Below are 17,334 nucleotides of genomic sequence, written 5' to 3'. Positions count from 1 at the left end.
CCGCAAAGTAGTAAGGCATTTTGTAGTTGTCCGGCAACTGCCAGGGCTTTCCTAATGCTTAGCTTTCTTTGCGGTTAAAGGTATAGAAATCTATACTGATCTTATTTGCTGATGAGGCCGGCAAAGTACTTCACCGTGCGCACCAGTTGGCTTACATAGCTCATTTCGTTGTCGTACCAGCTAACAACACGTACCAGTTGAGAGTCGCCTACTGTTTGTACACGTGTTTGGGTAGCATCGAACAGGGAGCCGAAAGAAGAACCGATGATGTCGGTGCTTACGATCTCGTCTTCTGTGTAACCGAAGCTTTCGTTGGATGCAGCTTTCATAGCGGCGTTCAATTCAGCAACGGTTGTCTTTTTAGAAATGATGGCTGTGAGCTCAGTGAGTGAACCAGTGATGGTAGGTACACGTTGTGCGGAACCATCGAGCTTTCCTTTCAGACCCGGCAGTACCAGGCCGATGGCTTTGGCAGCACCGGTGCTGTTGGGCACGATGTTCTGAGCGGCAGCACGAGCGCGGCGCAGGTCACCTTTGGGGTGAGGCGCGTCTTGTGTATTCTGGTCGTTGGTATACGCGTGGATGGTGGTCATGAGACCGTTCACGATACCGAACTGCTGGTCGAGGGTTTGGGCCATTGGCGCCAGGCAGTTGGTGGTGCAGGAAGCGCAGCTAATGATGGTTTCGCTACCGTCGAGTTCGTTGTGGTTTACGTTGAACACAATGGTCTTCAGATCACCTGTAGCAGGCGCAGAGATCACTACTCTCTTGGCACCGGCGGTGAGGTGAGCAGCAGCTTTGTCCTTATCGGTGAAGAAACCAGTACACTCGAGTACTACGTCTACTCCGTGGTCTTTCCAGCCAATTTCAGCAGGATTCTTCTGGGCGTAGATCTTTACTTCTTCACCATTTACTATAATAGAGTTTTCTGTAGATTTTACGTCGGCATCAAAACGACCTTGTGCGCTGTCGTATTTGAGCAGATGAGCCAATACCTTGGGGCTGGTAAGGTCGTTGATAGCTACTACGTCAATACCTTCCATTTTGTAGATCTGGCGATAAACCAAACGGCCGATACGACCGAACCCGTTGATGGCCACTTTAACTGTGCTCATTGTCAATTTTTTATTTAATGGTTTACAAATGCGGCGTGAAGTTACAATAATGTGTACAGAATACCGTGTACTGAATACAGAAATCGGGCTGATGGCAGACAGCAAACGGCTGGTACAGGCCTATGGCGGGCAACCGGCGGGTGGAATTGGTCGGATTGTCTCTTTAACTACAGCTTGCTACCCGAAAAAGTTCAGTGTACTGTCGGCGGAGCGTACCGCAAGGGCGGCACAGCCGGGAAGGAGTGGAATGCAGTCCACTGTTGCGCGCCAGGGTAAGAGCGTACCCCATCGGCTACCGAGCTACCAGATTACCAATCCGTTAATTCGGGGAGATGGCTCAGGCGGGTAAAATATTTCCCGAAGTTTCTGATATTTATTTGGTTGGAAATGGAGTCGCCCCTACCTTTGCACTCCCAATCCAACTTTTGGACTTCAGCAGCCGCGTTCGTCTAAGGGTTAGGACACCACCCTTTCACGGTGGTGATACGGGTTCGAATCCCGTACGCGGTACAAAAAAGAGTCGCTCAGCAATGAGCGGCTTTTTTGTTTTATGTCAATGCCGACGGTAAGCGGGGCGACTGGAGGAAGATCAGCGATCAAGCCTCATTGAGACCGGGTTGACAAGCTGGAGAACACTGAGAAATCCCATGACCTCACAAAAAAGCCGCCTCAATGCTTCATTGAGACGGCCTACCTTCTATAGTAAACTGGCTATTGCAGTATCGTCGAAGCTGTCAGGAACCCCCTCAGCGTGTAGTTCGAACTTTCTTCCAGGCCCGGTGGAACAGACTACACAGCTGGGGTCAATCAACCTGTTGCGAATCTTTCAAAATAATAAATGATCGCTGGGTCAGCAATGGTGGCTTTTCGCAAACTTCTAAGTGAGAGACAGGCTGCCTGGAAGCTCAAAGCTTTATATGCTGTTCGATCAAAGACAATAAGGCGGGATCGCTGGGCCTTGGCGCGTCGTCGGCGATTACCTTACCTGTTTTATCCAATAGCATATAGCGCGGCACACTCATGACCGTATTATTCTTCAGGATGCTTGCCCTGGCAGGTGACAGCAACAAATAGCTACTGGCTGGTAGTTGCTCTTGCTGGTTGGCCTTTAACCAGGCCTGCCTGTTTTCATCGATCGACAGGTATACAAATTGAACAGGTTTGCCAGCCAACGTCTTTTGTAATTGCTTCGAATATTTCATCTCCGCCCGGCAGGGCGCACACCAACTGGCCCAAAAGTCGAGCAACACCAGATTGCCCGCATAACTTTTTGCCATGTTGGGAAAATCTGTTTGCTTTCCCGCCGCATCGATGATCGCCTCACCGCTGCTGGCGATCATTTCCTTCGCTGTATTCATCCTCTCTGCCAGCATCGACCTGTACAGGCTATCGTTGCTGAGTTCATGAAAGCGCTTTAACCGTTGCTCCGGAATAGCCAAATAACGACTCGATGCGTCCATCAATACTTTAAAGAGTAAATATTCGCGCACCTTGCCCGTAAACTGTTCATTGATCAATTTGAATTGCTTTTCAAACTCCGGCGCCCCATAAGGTTGGTACCTGACCGCCCCAAGCGATAATACATTCAGCACGTCGCAGTATGCCTGTAGTGGAAAACGTACGGGTGTAAGTGGTATATTGTCTAGCGCTGCTTTTTTCGCCGAAAACTTTTTCACCAGCATATTCTGGCTTTCCAAAAACTGTTTGTTGAATGCGTACAACTCAACCGAATCACGCAGTGCGACGCTGTTGATACAGGTTTCGGCCAATGCTGCAAAAGCAGTACTAACCGGCTTTTGTTGCCGGTATTGCTGTAGATAACGTAATCGCTCCTGGTGAGCCTGGAAGATCTGTGTTTCATATTGCCCCAGGGCTGTTCCGTCATTCACCTTCTTCAAAAAAGGTGGCAGTCCCAATCCATACGACATATTACCTGTTTGCTGTACCAGCCCGGTAAAAAAGTTGAGCTCCCGGGTACGTTGGCTATTGCCGGGAATGGACAGGTAGGCCGCTCCGGATGCCGTAAATCCGACATGGATGGTTTCGCCGGGATGTATCAGGTAGGGATGTTGCTTTTCATCGGCCTGCAGGAGGAAGAACGGCTGATCTGCCATCACCCGGAAAGTGTCTTCTGAAAAATGAACGGGGTGGCCATGCAAGGCGATATCGTGGTAGTAGAAGTTCTTGTTGAGGATCTTTCCATTGATCGCGGTGACGGTATCGATCACGAAACAGACTTCTTTGGCAGTTTCCTGGCCATACCCAGTTAAAGCCCCGACTACCAGCGAAGCGAGGAGCAAGGTTTTGATAATTGTTGCAGAGTGCATGGCACGTTTCTTCATAAGTTATGTTTGACAGGCGGAGTGGTCACCTACGATGCAGAACATCCAGAATTCCACAATGGAATGATTTGATTTCGGAAAATTTGGTTGGTATTGTTCCCTTCCCTACTTTTGCACCCCCAATCCAACTTTTGGACTTCAGCAGCCGCGTTCGTCTAAGGGTTAGGACACCACCCTTTCACGGTGGTGATACGGGTTCGAATCCCGTACGCGGTACAACAAAAGTCGCTCTTTGAGCGGCTTTTTTTGTTTTCAGGGCGCTAAGCACTCCTCTTCGATTTGTGTAAGAAATGTTTTGAGTTGTACTACCGGGCATCTATATTGTATCAAATTAACCCTCATGCCCCAGCACTTATGGTTAAAAATGGCCAACCTGGTTTTTGAGCTCGAAAAAAAATTGGCCACTACCCCATCCTCCACCGCGATCTCCCGGAATATAGACCGCATGAAGACCGTACTGGAAGAAGCCGGACTTTTACTGCTCAATCCTCTTGGAGAAGCTTACAACGAGGCGCGCACAGACCTGGAAGCCAGTATTACAGGGGCAACAGCCGATCGTCTCTTTGTGCTGGATGTCATCAAACCCATTGTATATACTCAATCAGATGGACGCCGGTCTTTGCTGCAGAAAGGTGTTGTCATTGTAGGTAATAAATAAAACCAAGCATTCCAATGTCGTCGACTATCAATTTTGCCATAGACCTGGGTACTACCAATTCACTCATCGCCAAGGCGCATAATGGCCGGGTAGATGTTTTCAAGAATCCATCAGGCATGAAAACGACCTTACCAAGTGTCGTTGCATTCCGGAAAGACCGTATTTTAATTGGAGACAAGGCAAGAGAATATGTAGAAAAGGATCCCACCAACGTCTTTGCCTCTTTCAAGCGAAAAATGGGTACCGGTGAACGCTTTTTTGTGCCCAACAACGTGTCTTTCAAAACGCCCATCGAATTAAGCACGCTTATTCTGCAGGAACTTAAGCATTTTATATTTACGGGAGAATCTCCCAGCAGCGTGGTTATCACCATTCCGGCCAGCTTTGACACCGTGCAGAGCAATGCCACCAAGGAGGCCGGATACGCAGCCGGATTCCAGGAAGTGCTGCTGCTTCAAGAGCCTATTGCTGCGAGCCTGGCATTCGCCAACAAAACAGGCAAAGATGGTCTGGAAGGACAATGGCTGGTCTATGATCTCGGAGGTGGAACCTTTGATGTGGCCCTGGTTGTTATTGAGGATGACGAGATGAAGGTGATCGACCATGAAGGCGATAATTTCTTTGGTGGTATCGATTTTGACAACGAGATCCTGACCCGATTATTCATCCCTTACTTAGAAGCCCGGTTTGGCATACAGGACCTTTCCTCCAAGATGTTAAGCTCTAATGGTAAGTACAATAAATTGTACTACCAGTTGCTTTATAAGGCCGAAGAGGCAAAGATCGCTCTGAGCAGTTATGCCAGTACGGATATTGAATTTGACTTTACGGACGAAGCAGACGAGACGCACGAGGTTTATTTTTCCGTGAGCCGGGAAAAGTTTGAGGGCATCATCCTGGAGCGTTTACAATCTTCTATTGCTTTTATCAGGGACCTGCTGAGCAGAAATAACCTGCAGGCTTCCGATATTACTGAAGTGGTACTGGTGGGCGGAAGTACCTACATCCCCCTGGTGAGAAGTTTATTGACCCAGGAATTAGGCGTTACGATCAACACTTCCATTGACCCAACTACGGCTGTTGCCGAGGGCGCCGCCTGGTACGCGGGCAGCAAACCCTGTAGGGTCGTATCCCTATCTGCAGCCCAGGAACCGTCAGCAGCAACGTCTCCAACCAGTGGCACTCCGGCCATCGTGGTCAAAACTGCCTACCAGGCTAATAGCCGGGATGCTGAAGAATACCTGGCCGCCACGATCCAACATGCGCCCACGGGAAGCACCTACCGCATTACGCGGTCCGATGGCGGATTTGACAGTGGTCTGAAACCCGTGCAACCCAAGATCAGCGAAATGCTGTTGCTGGTGCCCAACAGTATGAACATTTTCAACCTGAAGCTATTTGATCAGCAAGGATTTCCCTTGCCGGCTTCAATCCCTGAGATCACGATCGTTCAGGGAAAGTTCTCCATTTACGGCCAGCCGCTGCCCAATGACATTTGCCTGGAAGTAGACGATACGGACAATAAAACAACTCACCTGGAATTGATCTTTGAAAGGAATGCAATTCTTCCTATCAAAAAAACCATCACGAAAACCCTCAGCAGAACAATCATCAAAGGAAGCGATGACCAGTTACTAATCAATGTACTGGAGGGTAGCCGTTATGCATCTCCCCCCTCCAATCTTCCGATCGGTATTGTCGGCATTAGCGGCCGAGATCTCCCGGCAGACCTGGTAAAAGGGTCTGACCTGGACCTTACCTTCGAGATCAGCGAAAGCAGGGATATAACAGTTACCGCCTATATCAGCCAGATCGACAAAGAGATCAGCGAAGTTTTCAATCCATCCTCCCGAACTGTCAATATAACCCGCCTTCAACAAGAAACCGACTATCTGCACCGCCTGGCTAAGCGACAGCTTGACAACCTGCTGAAAAATGAAAAATATGAAGAAAGTGCGACGCTGCAGCAAACCCTCGAAGAACTGGAAACCATTCTCCGCAAATTGCGCCAATTGACAGCCGACGATGTCACTGATACCAAGTATCAGCTGGACGATCAAAAGAGACGATTGGCACAGGCTATCGCTACGGTAGAAAAAGGAGACAAGCTCCTGGAACTAAAAGAGGAATACTACGAAAAAAGAGATATGTACCGGCTATTGCTTCTGCAGACCGACAACAAGGAACTGCAGCAACGGCTGGAAGGCCTGCATGCAGCAGAAAGCGCCTGGATCAATAACTGTAGTACACAGTTCCTTAAATTGAAGATCAATGAACTGGACCGGCTAACCTGGGAAGTCAGGAAAAAAGACATTGGTTATGTAACGAGCCTTTACATGTATTACACCACGAAGCCCAATGAGGAATACAGCAACCAGGCCGAAATAAGATCCCTGAAGAAGAGAGGAGATGAGGCCTTAACCCGACAAAACACCCATGAGTTATTGAGCATTATTTACCGCATGTACGAACTATTGATAGACAAGGATCAGGACGAAGCGATCAAAGGCACGGGGTTGCGTGGATGATCCAGCCTGCACCAGCGATCGGGCGTACCTGGCCCTACTTAAAGTGACGGGTGCGGTATTTCGCGGAGCTTGTATCCATCAATGGAACCGACTCCAATTTTTCTGTATCCCGATGGCTTTTAAGGATAGAATCAAACATGCGTGACTGCTCGGGAGATGGATGCCATTCATAAGCCGGTGTAGAGTTTCCGGAATTACAGGTAGCTATTTTAATGATGATAAACAGGGCGAATGCCAAGAACTTAAATATACCAGAGGCCGAACCGCTGTCGCTGCCGCTACTACCGCTACCGGTCGTGTCTGCGCTTACTATGTTTTCCATTTCTGCCAGCTTCTCACCCAGCGTGTTTTTTACTTCCTGGGAAGATGCCAATAATATGGCATTATCCATCCAGGTCCTCACAGAAGACCTGTAGCGTATATTCCTGTTAAATATGATAATGCAGGCGTTCTGCATTTGCAGCGCAAATTCGTCCCGCAGGTTGTCAAACCTGCTTTTGGGCAGCAAAATGATCATGCGCACATAACTGTATTCCATCAAACTACTCACCGCATGAACCGACAACGCTTCGTGTGATCTTTCGCTTCTGCTTTGGTCGACAAACTGCTCCAGCGTAGAAAGATCGTTGAATAGGATCCTGGTGACGGAATCCCAGGACGATTCAAGGTCCCTGGCAGTCATCAAGAGCTTGTTATTAAGTAAAGCGATCAGTTTGTCTTCGTCGGGATGAAGAAAGCATTCACTCATGAATGCCGTGAAGGAGCTATAAAAATAGGGGCTGATCCATTGGATAAATTGCTCCTGTTCATACAGCGGATTATGCCGGAACCGTTCCTTTCGTCCAATATGTATATTCTCCAGAAAACCGAGCAAAACCTGATCCTCGTTTACTGCACTATGATAACTTAGCGCATCTTCTTTCAACAGGCTTTCCAGGTATTGAACAATATCGTTCTTCGTAAAAGACCTGCCCTGCAATTCGATCGTACTACCACCGCTGAGTTCCAGATCAGCGAAGAGTTTCTTGCGACCCAATTGAATAGCTTTCTTATCCAGCGTACCAGACAATGATTCTCCCAGAACTGCAGCAGGCGACAGGTATTGCATTACGTTATTTCAAATTTCAATCCCTGAAAAATAATCAATCTCACGTAAAGTCGCAAATGGCGCTGTCAAGAGGGGTACAACGTTCCTGAATATCCTATCGCCAGGTAATTCGGGACCAGGATGAAATGGCTGTTGTAAACATTTGCGGAATTATTGTAGCGGTCAGCTGGCAGGAGACAGTTATGGAGAGGGCAGGATAGGTTGCAGACTATCGGTGGGGCCAGCGCCATTAGAATTGGACCGGCTACGTGGTTCGCTACATATTTTTGCGCTTTTCAATCCCCAGCTTACGCATGCGGGAACTAAGCGTAGAGGCGTTTATGTCCAGCAGTTCGGCTGCTCCACCGGGTCCGTACAATTTCCATCCACATTTTTCCAGGGCACCGATGATGTAGTCGCGCTCATTTTCCTGTATGGATTTGGTAGAGCTGGTAGCCCTGCTTCCTGTTCTGCTGTATTGGAGAGGCAGATCTACCTGCGTGATCTGGTCTCCTCTTGTCAACAGGACGCTACGGATCATTACATTTTCCAATTGCCGGACATTTCCCGGCCAGGAGTATTCCAGCAGCAGGCGCTTGACATCTTCTGATAATCCGGTGATCTGTTTGTGTTGTTGCTCGGCATACTGCTGAATAAAGTGTTGTGCCAGCAACAATACATCTTTTCCTCTTTCGCGTAAGGGAGGCATAGTAACGGGAAATACGTTCAGTCGATAAAACAGATCGATCCGGAACTGACCGTTTGCTACTTCTTCTTCCAGGTCACGGTTGGTGGCAGCCATGACGCGTACATCGATCCGCTTCTTTTTACCACCCACGGGCTCTATCTCACGCTCTTGCAGTACGCGCAGGAGTTTTGCCTGCAAATCGATCGGTAGCTCACCGATCTCATCGAGGAAGATCGTTCCTCCATCTGCCTCTTCGAATTTGCCGATACGTTTATCGGTGGCACCGGTGAAGGCACCACGCTCATGTCCAAACAATTCCGACTCGACGAGGTTGGCCGGTAGTGCCGCACAATTGACCACAACAAAGGGTTTTGCGTGCCTGAACGACAGCTGGTGAATATATTGAGCGGCCAATTCTTTTCCGGTACCGCTCTCCCCTAATATCAGCACTGAAATATCTGACGGCGCTACTGTATTGATCGCCAGCAGGCTTTCCTGCATGGCCGGACTATCGCCCAATAATTTCTTCACGTCGCGAACCTGCGCAATGGGAGGTCGCGAGTTGCTCTTTTGCGTTGTTACCGGATTTTGCCTGATCTGGTGAAGGTACCAGGCGATATCCAGCATGATGAGTACATCTTTTTTCCGGAAGGGCTTTACCAGGAAGCCATAGGGCTCGGTTATTTTTGCCGCCTCGAGCATGCGTTTGTCTGAGTTGGCTGACAGGAATACGAAGGCTACCCCTTTCTGACGCAACCTGTGTGCAAGATCAATGCCCGTCAGCTCGCCCTGCAGTATAATATCGATGAGTACCAGGTCGGGCGACTCGCTCTCGACAATTGCCAGTGCTGCGTGTACCGATGCGGCAATGGTGCAAACCCTGTATCCTGCTGTGGTCAATATCAGCTTCAGGTTGTTTGCTTCGATAAACTGGTCTTCTACAATAAGCAACTTTTGCTTCATGCCAAACAGGCCGGCATTGGTGGTGTAAGTTGCCGGCCGGGCAAAAGTCGACATTTTTCGATCATTTATCCATCTTTCATTGTTGATTGATGCAGGCCACGACATCATATCGGCACCATTTATGATTTTTGTCAATGTGACGTTTAATATTGTCCATCTATCTGCTGCTCCGGACATGTCCGATCCAAGACTCAGCTTGGCAATGCCTGCCTGCGTGTATCGGAAGGCCTGTATCCAAAGCAGGATTTAAAGATCCTGCAGAAATGCGCGTTGCTTTGAAAGCCCATGGTATAGCAAATCTCTGTTATCGTCAAATTGGTGTTCAACAGCAGGAGCTGGGCTTTCTCCAGTTTCTTTTGCCGTATCCATTTCGATGGCGCCATATTATAGATGGAAAAAAAATCCCGTCTGAAGCTGGAGAGACTGCGGCCAGCCAGGCGGGCCAGTTGCGGAACGGGTACGTCATCCATCAGCTTTTCCTCGATCATCGCCGGTATATCCCGAATATAGCGTTCACGGCAATCCATGATCAGGGAGCCGATGACAGGGCATTTGCTGGACAACTGAAACATCAATTCCAGTCCCCGGATGCTGAGCAGGGGCTCCGGTATGGTTCCCTGCGTATTGAGCTGTTCCCGGATGCCCTGGCAAAAGGCCGCCAGGGATTGATCCATGTCGCCCCAGGCGAGCGGACCTGCCGGTGTGTTGGTTTTGGCGGGTTTGTTGGTCATCGCGGCAAACTGCAGAGTCAATTCATGCTTCAACACAAACAGCAGCATTTCGGATTGCGGCATCGAAGGAGCGCATTCCAGCAAGGTTCCTTTTTTAAAGAAGACAAAGTCGTGGACATTCAACTTGCGGTTATGGTCGCCGTGGCGGGCATTGACCTGTCCGTCGAGCACGAACAGGACCGCGTCTTCTTTGAGAAAAAATGATTGCTGGTGCCTGCCATGCTGCATGCCGTTGAAGCGGAGAATGGCGACTGGTGATTGGTTTTGGCCGTTGTCAGCAGCTTGATGGTCAATGTTACTTGAATAGATCATAAAAGGCGCATTAGATGTGAAGGTGGCCCTGCCCGAAGCAGGTTGGTCACTACCTATTTTTCAAAGGCTGTGCCACAGTATCAACCTACTATTAATCAAACCATTACACAACACTCCCAATGCCCGCATCATGATATTTCGTGGACATGTCATGAAATATCATGATGAACCCGGGTGATTTTCGTGACGGCGAATTCATCATTGAGGTACCAAACGGCATGATACAGCCATTGATACCGGTAGCGGCCAAGGCTACCTTCGATACCTTGCCTGCATGAAGCCGTCTGCAGCCGTTGGGGATCGCCTTTCTTCCGATTCGTGATGTTGTATGGCAACATGCAGGTTTCTGTTTACCAATTCAATCAAACCAATTTAAGTATGCAAACAGTCACCACACCAAAGCAGCCAGGCGTACAACCCTGGCAAACCGATGTTCACCTATCTTCTGGCACCAAACAATTTCTCAAAGCGCTTAACACCGGCGGAGCACCGGTAGAATCGCTGGCACCTTTGGATGCCCGCAAAGTGCTGGAGAATGCTCAGTCTTCTGTAGCCGTTGATCTATCGGGCATCGATGTGTCGGAAAAAACCATCAGCCACAACGGGTATACGGTTACCCTGCACATCGTAAGACCCTCTGGCAATTCACAAAAGTTACCTGTCTTCATGTTCATTCACGGCGGCGGCTGGATCCTCGGAGACTTCCCGACTCACCAACGACTGGTACGCGACCTCGTGGTGACCTCGGGGTACGCGGCGGTATTTGTCAATTACACCCGTACGCCCGATGCGGCCTATCCACAGGCCATCAATGAGATCTTTGCCGCGACCCAATGGGTAGCTGACCATGGCGACGAGATCAACGTAGACGGTAAAAACCTGGCTGTAGTAGGTAATAGCGTAGGCGGCAATATGACGGCTGTCACAGCCCTCAAGGCCAAAGCGGCGGGCGGACCGCTCATTAAATTGCAGGTCATGATGTGGCCCATTGTAGACGCCGATTTCACCACGGGATCTTACCAGCAATTTGGCGAAGACCGTTTCCTAACCACTTCCCTGATGAAATGGATGTATGACATGTATATTCCCCAGCCTGAAGACCGGAAACAGATCTATGCTTCGCCGCTGAAGGCTACCCACGAACAGTTAAAAGGGTTACCCCCCGTGTTGATCCAGGTGGCAGAGAATGATATTTTGCGTGATGAAGGCGAGGCTTATGGCCGCAAGCTGGATGAGGCCGGTGTAACGGTAACTACGGTCCGGTACAATGGTGTGATCCACGACTGGGGCATGCTGAACGGCATGGCCGATCTGCCGGCCACCCACTCCCTGATCCGGCATGCAGCCGCTGAACTGAAGCACTATCTTGGATAGTTAATAAGAATCAACTGGTTAAGCAAAGAGCAGGTTCGCCTGCTCTTTTTTTTGGCGTAAACAGGCAAACAATCAGGTGCTGCTCATCAACCCGGTGCGTTGTTTATAGCTGAATATTGCAGTCAAAATCACCTATTATGTATGTATCTACTATCACCCGTCAATTGCCCAGCAGCAGGCTGCCCGGTCAGTTTGCCATTGCTCCACTCGAGTCCATCTGCCTGAATGGACAGGGCCGGTCTGGTTCGCTGGCTGCTCCCGCTATGTTTTCTATGATCGTCGTGCAGCAGCCTGGCGGCACCATCCAGATCGGCAAACGAAGCTTGCTACTGGAAAGCAATACCCTTTACTGGATCAGCCCGCATCAACAGATCGCGCTTGAGCTGGAGACCAGCACCAGGGGTTTTATGATTTCTTTCTCCAACGACTTTATCGATCTATCGGAAAAGCAGGGCGCATCGCTCTCACGTACAGCTTTCTTCAAACGTTCGCTGTTGTACCCTGCCATTCAATTGCCCGCCGAACTCAATCAACAACTGGCAGGTTTTGCCGGCAATATGCTGAAAGAGTATGCCAGTGCGGTACCTCAAAGCGAAAAGCTGATCCGCAACTACCTGAATGTATTCCTGGTTTACCTGGAACGTTTGTGCGAAGTGACCATGGATCATTCACTGCCTTCGCGGGAACAGGATATCAGCCTTCACTTCTTCTCACTGCTCGAGCAACATTTTCTGCAAAAGAAGCGGGTCAGCGACTATGCCGACATGATGGGACTGACACCCAGCTACCTGAACAAGAGAATCAAAGACAATTCAGGATTTACCGCCAGTCACCATATCCAACAGCGTATTGTATTGGAAGCTAAACGCCATGCGATCTTCGAAGGAGACAGTTTGAAGGAAGTGGCCTACGCGCTCGGCTTCTGCACGCCTGCCCATTTCAGCCGTTATTTCAAGAACAGTGCCGGTATGAATTTCACCGCTTTCAGGAAGACTGCCTGATACTGCTTTACCTACCTACCCATTGCTGCCCGTATGAACTGCTATGCCACGACCTATACCCTGCTCTCCTTCTTTCCATGAATCGCCATTCACTCAACTACCTTATGAATCTTTTTGTCGTTGGTCCCTACTACTGGCGTATGGACTAACCACTTATTCGCCATGACACGATATTAGCCAGCTATTTCACTGATGGGAGTCAATGCACTTCCACCCGCGCGAACGTATGCACCAGGAGGATCCCGGGCAGGCCCTGCCTGCCGGCAGGTTCAGATGATGGGCAGCAAGTATCCATCTTCGGTCCAGGGCAAGGGATTTACCTGTCATCCGACTGGTTCCTGTTCGGCGGGAATAATTGTACCCAGGCAGATCGATAGTCACTTCGGCACTTCCAGCAAAAGGAAGCCCATGGCAGGCGCCATGGGCTTTCTCATAGTACCATCACCTGCTATCCCTGCAGGTAATCTTTCTTGGTGATGGCCAGTTTCTTGATCTTGGAATGTAAGGTTGTAGATGGAATACTCAGGAACTGAGCGGCACCGTCTGCACCGCCGATCCTGCCATGGTATTTCCGAAGGGCCTGTATGATATAACTCCGCTCCATTTCATGCAACGATTTATCCGGCACCGGGACAAGTTGGGGTTCTTCTTTCATTGGTGACGGCTGTGGCAGGTAGATGTCATTCAACACCGGTTCCCGCGCCAGCAATACACTTCTTTCTATCAGGTGCTCCAGTTCACGGACATTACCCGGCCAGGCGTAAGCCTCCAGCGCTTGCAGCTGATGGGTTGTAACACCGGTTACTTTCTTGCCGGTGGCTTTGCTGTAGCGATCCAGAAAATAAGTAGTCAGTGGGGCAATGTCTTCTTTTCTTTCCCGGAGCGGTGGTAGTGATATGGGAAATACGTGTAGTCTGTAATACAGATCGGCCCGGAAACGTCCGGCTTTTATCTCTGCTACCAGGTCGCGGTTGGTGGCGGCTATAACGCGTACATTGGTTTTGATCGTGGTTTTACCACCGATGCGTTCAAATTCACGCTCCTGGAGCACCCGCAATAACTTCACCTGGATCTCTACCGGTATCTCACCAATTTCATCAAGGAAAATGGTGCCCTGGTTGGCCATTTCAAATTTACCTACGCGTCGATCGGTAGCACCGGTAAAGGCTCCGCGTTCATGACCAAACAATTCGCTCTCGATGAGGTTGGCCGGCAGGGCTGCACAATTGACTTTTACCATGGGTTTATCGTGCCGCATGGAGGATTGGTGAATAGCGCGTGCTATCACTTCTTTACCGGTGCCGGTTTCCCCCAGCAAGAGCACTGTTGAATCGGCCTTGGCAACCATCGATACCAGCTTGTATACCTGTTGCATCGCCGGGCCATGTCCAATGACCTGGGGAAAAACGGCGGCTGTTGTATTTGACGGACCTGGTTGTTGGTTAAGGAATGGCTGTTGGCTTGTACGTGAATCTGTCATCGCTCTTGATTTTACGATTGTACATTGAGTAAAACAAGATGATGAGGCAAGACGCTATTCAATCCCGGGCAAGGGAAGAGGTATCAAAAATACCGCTAATTATTTGTCACCTGGCGATTATGGCGCTGCGCACGTTAATAAACTGTTTCAGTATGTATTCTGAACAATCTGGTCAATAAGTATGGTACTATTTGCCAATTTCATCACACAACATTCCACTTCAGGCTACGCTGTCCTGCAGGTTGCGCCAGGTTTTGATGTAATTGAGCAACATTTGCTGGTCGGGTGCGGCATTGTACTCACCCCGTGCACTGTAATACACAATACCCAGCGCGATCACGATGTCGATATCGACACCCAGTGTAAGTCCCATGGAATAACCGTTGATAAAGTCGTTGCGGGCATGTCCATTGTTCTCGATCGCTGCAGACAGCACCCTGCGTGTCAAATTGAACTTTTGCTCTTTGGAGTAATAAGAAACGCCATTATTGGCGTATACCAACAGCCTTTGTATGTTCATGGCATTGAAGAGTGCCCGGTATTTTTCTTCATAATCGAATGGCCAAGAGTCACCACTGGTGCGGTGAACACCGTTCAATCCCTGCCACAAGCGCAACATTTCCTGCTGGTCCAAAATGAAGGTAACTTTTCCGTAGCGTGAAAACTCGCCCATGATGTCGAGCAATTCATCGACGAGGAAGAAGGGCGACCCCGATATATCGCCGAGGTAAAATATAAATTCATGGTCGCGCCGGCCAATGGGCTTGATCACCTGTGTGAGTATCGAATCCCAACATTCCGAAGCACTGGCAAACAAGGCCCAGTCGGCAAAGGCCACTGTGGTGGCGTGCCTGAACAATTGCTGCAGTGGTTTTGCAAGCTCCGGATGCTTCATCAAGGCACCTGGTGACTGCGCGATTGTTTTGGCAATGGCTGTAACTTCCCCGAGCACAGTTTCAATGGAATCGATGTCTGTGACCGTCATACTACGAATACCTGCCGCCCGGAGGAAATCGGGAAGGGGCAACTCCAGGTGCCGCAGTTTATCGACCGAATGGATGGGTGACAGCTTACTGATCGCTTCTTGTTGCCTGGCAGGTTCCAGGTACACCTGTTGCAGCATCTGACACTGGGTCACCACGGCCGACAGCTTGTCCAACACGGTGTTGATGTCTTTGTTTTCCATATGTATTTTTTACAGGAAAAGGCTACCCCTTGCATAAGGGGCAGCCTCTGCCGATGTTACTATGTGTTAGGCGGCTACGATTGCCTGACGTACTTCTACCACGGCTCCATACTGAATGATGGGACATTTCTCCGCGATCGCTACTGCTTCGTCATAACTCTTTGCCTTGATCAGGAAAAGGCCACCGATGGAATGGTTCTTTTCTGCATAGGGTCCTTCTTTCACAATACCGGGTGCGGAGATCACGCGGCCTTCGACATCCCATCTTTTAACAGGCGCTACGAGCTGGTTGGCAGCGGCGATGCCAGCTATCCAATCCTGGTAAGGCTTCATGGCTTCTTTCATTTGCTCGGGTGATGGCTTAGGATTTTTGCTGGTAAGATCCCTGTGGATGGCGATTAAGAATTCGTGCATTTTGTGTTGATTTAAACTATTAATAATTGATTTGCTATATGGCTGCCTGTATGTAGCCGAATTAAAGCTCCTGGGCTGCTCCGATAATAAATGCAGCTACTTTATCCGGCATGGACAACATGGGTACGTGACTGGACTTCAGTTCGAGCGCTTTGGCCTTGATCATCCTGGCTTCTGCCCTGGCGAGGGCAACGGGTACCATCTGGTCGTCGATACCAATGATGCACCAGGCTGGTTTAGTTTTCCAGGCTGCCTGTGAAATCTTATCGGTGGTTGCTTTAACAGACCAGGGTCCCTGGGTTACGAAAAGGAGATCTTTTTCCCCCTTGGTGAGATCCTGTGCGAAGTTGTTGTGGATACCCTTGGATGTCAGTGATAAAAAACCGGAGGCATCTGGTCTGATCTCTGCACTTCCTGGTGCTGCGGGGAATGCACCCGTTACATCCTGCACGGATTGATTGTCGTCGGGCACCAGGGCGCATACGTACAACAGGCCCGCTACCTTGGGATCGTTTCCTGCTTCGGTAACTACCATTCCACCGTATGAATGACCAACCAGTAACACGGGGCCCTCCATCAGGGCTATTGCGCGTTTTGTGGCGGCCACATCTTCTTCGATGGAACTTAGCGGGTTTTGTACGGCAATGACATTGTAGCCTTTTGCTTTGAGGGTAGGGATGATCTTTACCCAGCTGGACCCATCGGCAAATGCGCCGTGTACCAGTACAATGTTCTTTACTCCTTTAGGCGACTGTTGTGCCTGTGTGGCAGGCGTGAATAATATGGTTGTCATGGCGATTAACAAGGCTGACAGCCCTTTTTTAACGGTGGACATACTTCTTGCTTTTTATTTGATGATTGATTGTTGACATGTAGTGGAGGTGATTACAACAGGTACCGTGGGCTTCCTGCAGACACGCTTTCTTCGGTCAGTATAACCGGGAGCTCGTCCATATGAATGGCATCATCCAGGAATTCTCCTCCCTCGCTTGTATTGACTGGTGGTTCGTGAAGTTGTACCAGTGTGTGCCCAAGCTGATTGGCTGACGGGTCTGGTACCGGTGGATGTACAATTTGCAGTTTCATACGCTACCTTTTTTTGAGTGAATAATGTTGTTTTGCGAAAGGCACGTCTGCCAACGGTTGACTTGCCGTGTTGTTGACCGGTTTTCGTAAGGATCATACGCCGGCGTAGAGCTATCCTGGTGCACGAACGGGTGGAAAGTGCACGCTCATTACAACCGCCCCGGCAAGCTGACACCCGTCATCTTCGTTTCAAAGCTGGCAGACGTCGTCCTTTACACGTTGAGGGCTATTGCTGTATTTTTATTTACTTTTCGTTGTAGGTCTTCCCTTAACAGCGCCTGCATCGCTGTACCCGGCAGGGCGATGCTATGTAAGATTTCCATGACTTGTGTTTTTGTGTTGATCTGTCTTTATATAGGCCAACGACAT

The 17,334-nt window shown here is 49.5% G+C and carries 14 protein-coding genes and 2 tRNA genes; 6 read left to right on the top strand and 10 right to left on the bottom strand.

Annotated features, from left to right (window positions below; all coding sequences use genetic code 11):
• Positions 1 to 101: 101 nt before the first annotated feature.
• A complete protein-coding gene (gap, locus tag P2W70_RS04660) occupies positions 102 to 1,115 on the bottom strand; it encodes a type I glyceraldehyde-3-phosphate dehydrogenase (RefSeq protein ID WP_276480258.1) in 1,014 nt (337 codons plus the stop codon).
• 438 nt (positions 1,116 to 1,553) lie between these two features.
• Between gap and P2W70_RS04655 the strand changes: the two genes are divergently transcribed.
• Positions 1,554 to 1,625: transfer RNA gene (locus tag P2W70_RS04655), tRNA-Glu, on the top strand.
• A 395-nt stretch (positions 1,626 to 2,020) separates the two neighbouring features.
• Here P2W70_RS04655 and P2W70_RS04650 read toward each other — a convergent pair.
• The gene (locus P2W70_RS04650; RefSeq protein ID WP_276480257.1) at positions 2,021 to 3,457 is read right to left on the bottom strand and encodes a thioredoxin-like domain-containing protein; all 1,437 of its coding nucleotides are present in this window, start codon (positions 3,455 to 3,457) and stop codon (positions 2,021 to 2,023) included.
• A gap of 144 nt (positions 3,458 to 3,601) precedes the next feature.
• On the opposite strand from P2W70_RS04650, the gene P2W70_RS04645 reads away from it, so the two are divergent.
• The 3 genes from P2W70_RS04645 to P2W70_RS04635 all read left to right on the top strand — a co-directional run bounded on the left by P2W70_RS04645 (position 3,602) and on the right by P2W70_RS04635 (position 6,643).
• Positions 3,602 to 3,673: transfer RNA gene (locus P2W70_RS04645), tRNA-Glu, on the top strand.
• A 124-nt stretch (positions 3,674 to 3,797) separates the two neighbouring features.
• Positions 3,798 to 4,115: a hypothetical protein gene (locus P2W70_RS04640; RefSeq protein WP_276480256.1), complete on the top strand. Its 318-nt coding sequence runs from the start codon at positions 3,798 to 3,800 to the stop codon at positions 4,113 to 4,115.
• A gap of 14 nt (positions 4,116 to 4,129) precedes the next feature.
• Positions 4,130 to 6,643, top strand: a complete 2,514-nt coding sequence (locus tag P2W70_RS04635) for an Hsp70 family protein (RefSeq protein ID WP_276480255.1) — start codon at positions 4,130 to 4,132, stop codon at positions 6,641 to 6,643.
• Positions 6,644 to 6,677: 34 nt separating this feature from the next.
• Here P2W70_RS04635 and P2W70_RS04630 read toward each other — a convergent pair whose 3' ends face one another.
• The 3 genes from P2W70_RS04630 to P2W70_RS04620 form a co-directional block, all read right to left on the bottom strand.
• Entirely contained in the window at positions 6,678 to 7,751 is a 1,074-nt protein-coding gene (locus P2W70_RS04630) for a hypothetical protein (protein ID WP_276480254.1), read from the bottom strand.
• Positions 7,752 to 8,007: 256 nt separating this feature from the next.
• Entirely contained in the window at positions 8,008 to 9,435 is a 1,428-nt protein-coding gene (locus P2W70_RS04625) for a sigma-54-dependent transcriptional regulator (RefSeq protein ID WP_276480253.1), read from the bottom strand.
• Positions 9,436 to 9,572: 137 nt separating this feature from the next.
• A complete protein-coding gene (locus P2W70_RS04620) occupies positions 9,573 to 10,424 on the bottom strand; it encodes a helix-turn-helix domain-containing protein (protein WP_276480252.1) in 852 nt (283 codons plus the stop codon).
• A gap of 378 nt (positions 10,425 to 10,802) precedes the next feature.
• On the opposite strand from P2W70_RS04620, the gene P2W70_RS04615 reads away from it, so the two are divergent.
• On the top strand, positions 10,803 to 11,798 hold the full coding sequence (locus P2W70_RS04615) for an alpha/beta hydrolase (protein WP_276480251.1): 996 nt from the start codon (positions 10,803 to 10,805) through the stop codon (positions 11,796 to 11,798).
• 137 nt (positions 11,799 to 11,935) lie between these two features.
• Positions 11,936 to 12,799 carry a helix-turn-helix domain-containing protein gene (locus P2W70_RS04610; RefSeq protein WP_276480250.1) on the top strand — a complete coding sequence of 288 codons (864 nt, stop codon included), beginning with the start codon at positions 11,936 to 11,938 and terminating at the stop codon, positions 12,797 to 12,799.
• A gap of 448 nt (positions 12,800 to 13,247) precedes the next feature.
• Here P2W70_RS04610 and P2W70_RS04605 read toward each other — a convergent pair whose 3' ends face one another.
• The 5 genes from P2W70_RS04605 to P2W70_RS04585 all read right to left on the bottom strand — a co-directional run bounded on the left by P2W70_RS04605 (position 13,248) and on the right by P2W70_RS04585 (position 16,965).
• Complete coding sequence (locus tag P2W70_RS04605; protein WP_276480249.1) at positions 13,248 to 14,279, bottom strand: sigma-54 interaction domain-containing protein; 1,032 nt, start codon at positions 14,277 to 14,279, stop codon at positions 13,248 to 13,250.
• 220 nt (positions 14,280 to 14,499) lie between these two features.
• The gene (locus tag P2W70_RS04600; protein ID WP_276480248.1) at positions 14,500 to 15,465 is read right to left on the bottom strand and encodes a hypothetical protein; all 966 of its coding nucleotides are present in this window, start codon (positions 15,463 to 15,465) and stop codon (positions 14,500 to 14,502) included.
• Between the two features lie 66 nt (positions 15,466 to 15,531).
• On the bottom strand, positions 15,532 to 15,879 hold the full coding sequence (locus tag P2W70_RS04595) for a YciI family protein (RefSeq protein ID WP_276480247.1): 348 nt from the start codon (positions 15,877 to 15,879) through the stop codon (positions 15,532 to 15,534).
• 61 nt (positions 15,880 to 15,940) lie between these two features.
• Entirely contained in the window at positions 15,941 to 16,672 is a 732-nt protein-coding gene (locus tag P2W70_RS04590) for an alpha/beta fold hydrolase (RefSeq protein WP_276480246.1), read from the bottom strand.
• Between the two features lie 92 nt (positions 16,673 to 16,764).
• A complete protein-coding gene (locus tag P2W70_RS04585) occupies positions 16,765 to 16,965 on the bottom strand; it encodes a hypothetical protein (protein ID WP_276480245.1) in 201 nt (66 codons plus the stop codon).
• Between the last annotated feature and the right edge of the window lie 369 nt (positions 16,966 to 17,334).

Source organism: Paraflavitalea pollutisoli (assembly GCF_029360705.1).
Classification (GTDB): Bacteria; Bacteroidota; Bacteroidia; order Chitinophagales; family Chitinophagaceae; genus Paraflavitalea; species Paraflavitalea pollutisoli.
This window is presented reverse-complemented; position numbering and strand designations above follow the sequence as displayed.